8 protein-coding genes are annotated in these 7,780 nt (G+C 63.5%); 5 read left to right on the forward strand and 3 right to left on the reverse strand.

What is annotated here, in order from left to right; translation table 11 throughout:
- Nucleotides 1-323 (reverse strand): biotin/lipoyl-binding protein (locus tag EN993_RS27125; RefSeq protein WP_127265298.1); only part of this gene is annotated, 323 nt, incomplete at its 3' end.
- Nucleotides 320-1,459 carry an efflux RND transporter periplasmic adaptor subunit gene (locus EN993_RS27130; RefSeq protein WP_127265299.1) on the reverse strand — a complete coding sequence of 380 codons (1,140 nt, stop codon included), beginning with the start codon at nucleotides 1,457-1,459 and terminating at the stop codon, nucleotides 320-322. The genes EN993_RS27130 and EN993_RS27125, both read right to left, overlap by 4 nt.
- Before the next feature lie 234 nt (nucleotides 1,460-1,693).
- Here EN993_RS27130 and EN993_RS27135 point away from each other — a divergent pair, with 234 nt between their 5' ends.
- Nucleotides 1,694-2,971 (forward strand): 4-aminobutyrate--2-oxoglutarate transaminase, encoded by a 1,278-nt coding sequence (locus tag EN993_RS27135; RefSeq protein WP_127265300.1) that lies wholly within the window; start codon nucleotides 1,694-1,696, stop codon nucleotides 2,969-2,971.
- Between the two features lie 29 nt (nucleotides 2,972-3,000).
- Here the strand turns inward: EN993_RS27135 and EN993_RS27140 are convergent, their stop codons facing one another.
- Entirely contained in the window at nucleotides 3,001-4,254 is a 1,254-nt protein-coding gene (locus EN993_RS27140) for an FAD-dependent oxidoreductase (RefSeq protein ID WP_127265301.1), read from the reverse strand.
- A 433-nt stretch (nucleotides 4,255-4,687) separates the two neighbouring features.
- Here EN993_RS27140 and EN993_RS27145 point away from each other — a divergent pair, with 433 nt between their 5' ends.
- From EN993_RS27145 to EN993_RS27160, 4 genes are all read left to right on the forward strand, one after another.
- Complete coding sequence (locus EN993_RS27145) at nucleotides 4,688-5,977, forward strand: imelysin family protein (RefSeq protein ID WP_127265302.1); 1,290 nt, start codon at nucleotides 4,688-4,690, stop codon at nucleotides 5,975-5,977.
- A gap of 60 nt (nucleotides 5,978-6,037) precedes the next feature.
- Nucleotides 6,038-6,349, forward strand: coding sequence for a (2Fe-2S)-binding protein (locus EN993_RS27150; RefSeq protein WP_127265303.1), 312 nt, complete (start codon nucleotides 6,038-6,040; stop codon nucleotides 6,347-6,349).
- The gene (gene bfr / locus EN993_RS27155; protein WP_109666338.1) at nucleotides 6,315-6,800 is read left to right on the forward strand and encodes a bacterioferritin; all 486 of its coding nucleotides are present in this window, start codon (nucleotides 6,315-6,317) and stop codon (nucleotides 6,798-6,800) included. Before EN993_RS27150 ends, bfr begins: the two co-directional genes overlap by 35 nt.
- Nucleotides 6,801-6,812: 12 nt before the next feature.
- The coding region (locus tag EN993_RS27160; RefSeq protein WP_281040577.1) for a di-heme oxidoredictase family protein at nucleotides 6,813-7,780 on the forward strand (968 nt) is incomplete at its 3' end.

The raw sequence follows: 7,780 nt of genomic DNA on the forward strand, positions 1-7,780 counted from the left end.
GCATTGGAGAGCTCGGCCTTGGCCGCTTGGACGGCCAGCTCCAGCGCGGTCGGATCAAGCGCGGCGATGGTCGTGCCTTTGCTTACGATGTCGCCGACATTGACGTCGCGCGAGACGACCCGACCAAGCAGGCGGAAGGCAAGGTCGGCGCTGACCTGCGGTTCGACTGAACCGGCGAAGCCGAAGACCTGGGTGGTGAGTGGCTCGATCACCATCGACAGCACCGGCCGGATGATCTCGGGCGGCTTTTCATCGGACTTCGAGCAGGACGCGAGCGTGCCGAGCATAAGCACGCCGAGCAGGATGGGTGGCAGCCGGCTCATTGGCTCGCTCCCGATATTTCGATCGTTTGTCCGGGGCTGAGCAATTGTCCGCCTGCGGTGACGACGCTTTGGCCTTCGTTCAGCCCGCTGGCGATCACGACCGTGCCCGAGTCGAACGCCAGCACCTCGACCGGCATCACCGTCACTGCCTTGGTCGATGGGTCGACGATCCAGACCGCCGGCTTGCCGGCGCTGGACGTCAGCGCCTGCCAGGGCAGCAGGATCGCCTTCGCCGGCCTGGCGCTGACCGAGCCGATGACGGCTGCTCCCAGCGGCATGCCGGTGGGCGTATCGGGAATGGCGACCTTGACCCGGACCGAGCCGGAAGCCGGGTCGACCGCCGGCGAGATTTCGCGCACCTTGCCCGTCGCCCTGATTTGCGGATCGGACAACAGCGTGATCGTTACCGCAGGGGACGCTGGCGTCTTGGCAACCAACGTCTCCTGCACGTTGAACACCGCGTCGCGATCGCCGTCCTCGGCGACGGTGAAGACGGTTTGCGCCGCCTGCACCACCTGGCCGGCTTCGACCTGGCGGGCGGTGATCACGCCTGCGGCCCCCGCCTTGAGTTCGGTGAAGGAGAGGTCTTGCTGAGCATTGGTGAATGCACTTTGCGCGGCATCGACGCTGCCTTGCGCCACCTTCAGCGCCTGATCGGCCGTGTCATAGTCGCGCCGGGTGGTGAAGCCCTGGGCAAGCAGTGTCTTCTGCCGCTCGAAGGCAGCGGCGGACTGTGTCAGTTGCGCTTGTGCTGCGTCGAGATCGGCCTGTGCGGAGCGCAGATCGGATTCCTGCTCCTGCGGGTCGATGCGGGCAAGCACCGCACCTGGGTCGACATGTTGGCCGACATCGACGAGCCGCTCCGCGACGCGGCCACCGACCCGGAACGACAGATTGTTCAGCGTGCGGGCCGCGATCACTCCTGTCAGCGAGGTTCTTGGCGCATAGTCGGCCATCGCCACGGTTTCGGTGCGCACCATGATGGGCAGTTTCTTTGCTGCCGCTTCCTGCTTCTGGCAGCCCGCCAGCAGAAGGGCAGCCGTGCAGGCGAAAAGCGCCGGGGCGGTTGGAAAAGACAAAAGGCTGGAGGTTTTGACCGATGGCGGCGAGACGGACGATGTCGCGTTCCTGCTCATGGGCTCCCCCAGCCGTAGGCCGCTCGTTGAGCGCGATGCCTCGCGGACATCTTGAAGATAATCGATCCCTTGGAAAAGGGAACCTACCTCGTACGCATATCGGTCGACTGGTTAAGCCGGGATCACAGGCCCAATCGCCTGCCGGTGGTGCCGACTTGAGGAAAACGTGAAATAAGGTCAGAAGACGTGTCAGCGGCATCAAACAAGAACGGGCGCCGGCCCGATGAGGATATCATGAAGAATTCAGCCATTTCCGAACGCAAGAACCAGTCGATCTCGCGCGGCGTCGGCATGACCACGCAGATCTATGCCGACCGGGCTGAGAATTCGGAGATCTGGGATGTCGAAGGCCGCCGCTACATCGATTTCTCGTCGGGCATCGCCGTCGTCAACACGGGGCACCGCCATCCCAAGGTGATCGAGGCGGTCAAGGCGCAGCTCGACCGCTTCACCCACACCTGCCATCAGGTGGTGCCCTATGAGAGCTATGTGCGGCTGGCCGAACGGCTGAATGGCATGCTGCCCGGCAAGTTCGAGAAGAAGACGATCTTCGTCACCACTGGCGCCGAGGCGGTCGAGAACGCCATCAAGATCGCCCGCAACGCCACCGGCCGCCCGGCGGTCATCGCCTTCGCCGGCGGCTTCCATGGCCGCACCTTCATGGGCATGGCGCTGACCGGCAAGGTCGTGCCCTACAAGGTCGGCTTCGGCGCCATGCCGGGCGACGTCTACCACGCGCCGTTCCCGGTGCCGCTGCACGGCGTTTCGGTCGCCGATTCGCTGGCCGCACTCGACCGGCTGTTCAAGGCCGATGTCGACCCGGCCCGCGTCGCCGCCATCATCATCGAGCCGGTTCAGGGCGAGGGCGGCTTCTACGAGGCACCACGTGACTTCCTGGTTGCGCTGCGCAAGCTCTGCGACCAGAACGGCATGCTGCTGATCGCCGACGAAGTGCAGACCGGCTTTGCCCGCACCGGCAAGATGTTCGCGATGGATCACCATGAGGTGGCGGCCGACATCACCACCATGGCCAAGAGCCTGGCCGGCGGTTTCCCGCTGGCCGCGGTCACCGGCCGCGCCGAAATCATGGATGCGCCCGGCCCCGGCGGGCTCGGCGGCACCTATGGCGGCAGCCCGATCGGCGTCGCCGCCGCGCATGCCGTGCTCGACGTGATCGACGAGGAAAAGCTGTGCGACCGCGCCAACACGCTGGGTGCGAGGCTGAAGCAGCGGCTGCAGTCGATCCGCGACGACGTGCCCGAGATCGTCGACATCAGGGGGCTCGGCTTCATGAACGCCGTCGAGTTCAACCACGTCAAGAAGGGCCTGCCATCGGCCGAGATCGCCAACGCGATCCGGCTGAAGGCACTCGACAAGGGCCTGATCCTCTTGACCTGCGGCGTCTACGGCAACGTCATCCGCTTCCTCGCGCCGATCACCATCCAGGACAGCGTCATGAACGAGGCGCTCGACATCCTGGAAAGCTCGATCCGCGAAGTCTGCGCCGCCTGATCGGTAAGGTGCCGGCCTGAGGACCGGAATTATCCCGCCGCTCTGGCGGGCTCATTCTCGAGGAAAGCGGCCAAGGCCGCTTTCAGCCCTTCGGGACCCGCCGCGATCGTCTGCGGTGTCGGCGAGAAGCCGGCGCCGAGCATCTTGCGGCCAAGCATATGGTCGCCCGGACGGTTGACCGATTCGATACCGAGCAGCCGGTCGCCGGCATAGTGGTAGATCGAGAACTTGTTGTCGGGCAGGTCGCCCAGCACGACATGGCTGTCGCCGCCGGCGGTCAGGCCGACCATCTGCAGCTTCATGTCGCCGATGTCGGACCAGAACCACGGCACCGCCGAATAGGCGTCGGCATGGCCGGTGATCGTGCGCGCGGCAAGCCGCGCCTGGTCGGTGGCGTTCTGCACCGATTCCAGCCGCACGTCGCCGCCAGTGAACCAGTGTCGGTAAGAGGCGGCGTCGCCAATGGCGAGAATCTCCGGCACCGAAGTGCGCATTTGGTGATCGACGCGGATGCCGTTGGCGATGCTGAGGCCTGCGGCCTGCGCCAGTTCGACATTCGGCACGGCGCCGATGCCGACGATGACCATACGCGCAGGCAGCCTTTCGCCTGACGAGGTGATCGCGGCCACGACATGGCCGTTTTCGCCTTCGAGCCTGGCGATCGAGGTGCCGGCGAGGATGCGCACGCCTGTCGCTTCCAGCCGTTGCCGGACATGGCTCGCCACGACCGGCGCCACGGCGCGGCCGAGCAGCCGGTCGACCGCTTCCACAACTGTCACCGTGCGGCCGGCGGCCCTCAGCGTCGCGGCGATCTCCAGCCCGATAAAACCGCCGCCGAGGATGACGACCTCGTCGCTCTGTGCGCTGAGCTCGCGGATCAGCCGCGCATCGGCCAGCGAGCGCAGCGACAGCACGCCGGACAGGTCCGAGCCGGGCAACGGTAGGGTGCGCGGGCGCGAGCCGGTCGCCAGGATCAGGTGGTCGAAGGCAAGCGCACCACCGCCTGATATCTCCAGGCTGCGGCGTCCGGCATCGATGCGATCGATCCTGACGCCCGGCCGGTAGTCGATGGCACTGCCGGTGTAGAAGGCCTCGCCACGCAGGGGTTGAGGTTTGGCCTCGGCATCCTTGATGAAGGTCTTCGACAGCGGCGGCTTGTGGTATGGCAGCTCGTTCTCGTCACCGACGAGGATCACCGGACCGTCATAGCCGTCCTCGCGCAGACTGGCGGCCGCTTGCACGCCCGCATGACCCGCGCCGACAATGACCACACCGTTCTTCATCGCATTCCAATCCGCTTCTATCCTAGGATGTCTCGCCAAGTGGCAATTGTCTGGCGCCGCCGCAAGAGAGCTTTTGCGGGTCGCACCCGGAATGGCGGCTGTCAATCGTACAGTTCAGTTGCAAGACCGGTGCAGGAAGAGGCGTAAAGTTGACAGTTGTAGTTTAGAATAATTCTAAACTGTTGTTTCAATTGACTTTTCTTGCGGATTGTCATTGACATCCGACGATGTCGCAGCTTTATGGAAGCTCGCGCGTCAGCGCATCCCTTTAATGTCTGGGCCTTGAACCCTTTCGATTGGAGGCATTTTGGTGTCTTTCTTCCGCGAACCGCGCGATGGCGCGGCATCTCTTGCGCCCAATGGCATGCCTATGGCGTGGCGCCCGTTGCCGCGCGCGCCGTTTACAGAAATTCCGAGAAACTGGAGAGCGATTATGACAGCACGATATGGCGGCAGGCTTGCCGCGATCGGCGCCACGGCCCTGCTGACGGCGGCGGTTTTCGTGTTGCCGGCAAAGGCGGAAGCCGACGTGAAGGCGGTCATCAAGACCTATTCCGACATCGCGTTGGCCAAGTACGAGGATTCGCTGACCACCGCGCAGGCACTCGACAAAGCGGTCGACGCATTGCTCGCCACGCCATCGGTGGAAACCCTCAACGCTGCCCGAGAGGCATGGAAAGCATCGCGTGTGCCTTACCAGCAGACCGAGGTCTATCGTTTCGGCAACAAGATCGTCGATGACTGGGAAGGCGAGGTGAATTCCTGGCCGCTGGACGAAGGCCTGATCGACTACGTCGCCAAGAGCTACGGCACCGAATCGGACGCGAATTCGCTCTATACGGCCAATGTGATCGCCAACAAGGAGATCGAGATCAACGGCAAGAAGGTCGATGCCTCGAAGCTTTCGCCGGAATTCCTGTCCGGCACGCTGCAGCAAGCCGGCGGCATCGAAGCCAACGTTGCCACCGGCTATCACGCCATCGAATTCCTGCTCTGGGGCCAGGACCTGCATGGCACCGGCCCGGGCGCCGGCGAGCGGCCCTATACGGACTATGATCTCAAGAACTGCACCGGCGGCAATTGCGACCGCCGCGCCCAGTATCTGAAATCGGCGACTGACCTTCTGGTCTCCGACTTGCAGAAGATGGTCAATGACTGGAAGGAGGACGGCGCCGCACGCAAAAACCTCGTCGATGGCGAGCCGAACACCGCCATCTCGATCATCTTCACCGGCATGGGCTCGCTGTCCTATGGCGAACTGGCCGGCGAACGCATGAAGCTCGGCCTGCTGCTGCATGACCCGGAAGAGGAGCAGGACTGCTTTTCCGACAACACCTACAACTCGCATCTCTACGACGCCATCGGCATTCGCGCCGCCTATCATGCCAGCTATGCCAGGCTCGACGGCACCGTCGTTTCGGGTCTCTCGGTGGCCGATATGGTGAAGGCAGCCGATCCGGCGATCGACAAGGAACTGTCGGACAAGCTCGATGTCACCGTCGCCAAGATGGAGGCGATCAAGGCGCGGGCACTGGCGGGCGAGGCTTATGACCAGCAGATCGCCGAGGGCAACACGCAAGGCAATGCCACCGTACAGGCAGCGATCGACGCACTGATCGACCAGACCAAGTCGATCGAACGCGCCGTTGGCACTCTCAAGCTTAACGCCATCGCCTTCGAGGGCTCCGACAGCCTCGACGCACCCGACAAGGTGTTCAAGTAAGCGCCGTCAGGGTAAATACAGCCACACGGCGCGGGAGGCGCCGTCAGCCAGAGCAAACTAATGCTGATCTGCCATTGCAACATCATCACGGAGAAGGAGATCGAGCAGGCGATCATCGGGCTGCTGGACCAGGATCCCTGGCAGCTGATCGTGCCGGCGAAGATCTATCATGCCATGCAAAAGCGCGGTCGCTGTTGCGGCTGCTTCCCAAATGTGGTCGAAACGATCATTCGGGTCACCGAAAATTACCACGCCCGCTCGGAGGCGAGCGACGTGGATATCGTTTCACATCTGGATCGCGTCAGAGGCCTGCGCGTCCAATACGGGAGCAGAAATCATGAAAGGCGATCCGCAGGTCATCGAGCGGCTTAACGAGGCCCTTTTTCTGGAACTCGGCGCCGTCAATCAGTACTGGGTGCATTTTCGTCTGCTGGAGGACTGGGGATACGCCAGGCTGGCCAAGAAGGAGCGGGCGGAATCGATCGAGGAGATGCACCATGCCGACAAGCTCGTGGCCCGGATCATCTTCCTTGAAGGCCATCCGAACCTGCAGTCCCTGGCGCCGCTGCGCATCGGGCAGAACGTCAAGGAAGTGCTCGAATCTGATCTCGCTGGCGAGTATGACGCGCGCACCGCATACAAGCGTTCGCGCGAGATCTGCGAGGAAGCGGGTGACTATGTGACCATGAAATTGTTCGAGGAATTGCTGACTGACGAGGAAGGTCACATCGACTTCCTTGAGACGCAACTCGACCTGCTCGCCTCGATCGGCGAGGAAAAATACGGCCAGCTCAACGCCGCATCGGCGGACGAGGCGGAGTAAAGGCATGCGGGAATGCGGCGCCTGCTAGAGTTCGTGCGCCGCTCGCGGCGGGCCGATGGCTCGCCGCACCTCGAGAAGACGCCGGCCAGACTGGCGCGTCGGCGCTGCGTCTTCCTCGTGGTGGCGCTCACCTCTTCCGCAATGGCCGGTGATCTTCAACCTGCCGGCCTCACCACCACACGCTCCGACCTCAATCCAAAGGATCAGGCGCGCGTCACCGCCATCACCAGGCCGACGACGGATTTTTCCAAACCCGAGCAATTCGAACTGATGCAAGGTGGCGCCGGCACGTCCAGAAAAGACGTCAACCGCGATTCCTTCTCGCAACCCTCGGCCAACATCACCTTCGAGGAAGAGGGCGACTTCAAGCTCGGCAATGCGCTTTTCCGCAAGAACTGGGTGTCGTCGCCATCCTCGACGCAGGCGTCGGATGGGCTCGGCCCGCTGTTCAACGAACGCGCCTGCCAGAACTGTCATCTGAAGGATGGCCGCGGCCGTCCGCCGCAAGGCGACACCGGCACGACGTCGATGTTCCTGCGGTTGGCCCGCGAGGCAAGCAGCGAGGAGGAGAAAGCCGAGCTTGCCGACCATAAGGTGCTCAATTTCCCCGACCCGGTCTACGGCACGCAATTGCAGGAACTGGCCGTCCCCGGCCTGCGCGGCGAAGGCAGGATGCATGTCGACTATCAGAAACGGCAGGGGACGCTTGCCGACGGCACCGTGGTCTCCCTGCGCAAACCAAGCTATTCGGTTGTCGATCCTGCCTATGGCCCGCTCGATCCGCGCACCACGCTGTCGCCGCGCCTGACGCCGCCGATGATCGGCCTTGGCCTGATCGAACAGATCGCACCGGCGGACATTCTTGCCCGAGCCGACCCGGACGACCGGGACGGTGACAGCATTTCCGGCAGGCCGAACATCGTGCGCGACGGTCAAAGCGGCGAACTGACGCTTGGCCGTTTCGGCTGGAAGGCGCAAAC

It is taken from the genome of Mesorhizobium sp. M7D.F.Ca.US.004.01.2.1 (genome assembly GCF_003997785.1).
Classification (GTDB): domain Bacteria; phylum Pseudomonadota; class Alphaproteobacteria; order Rhizobiales; family Rhizobiaceae; genus Mesorhizobium; species Mesorhizobium loti.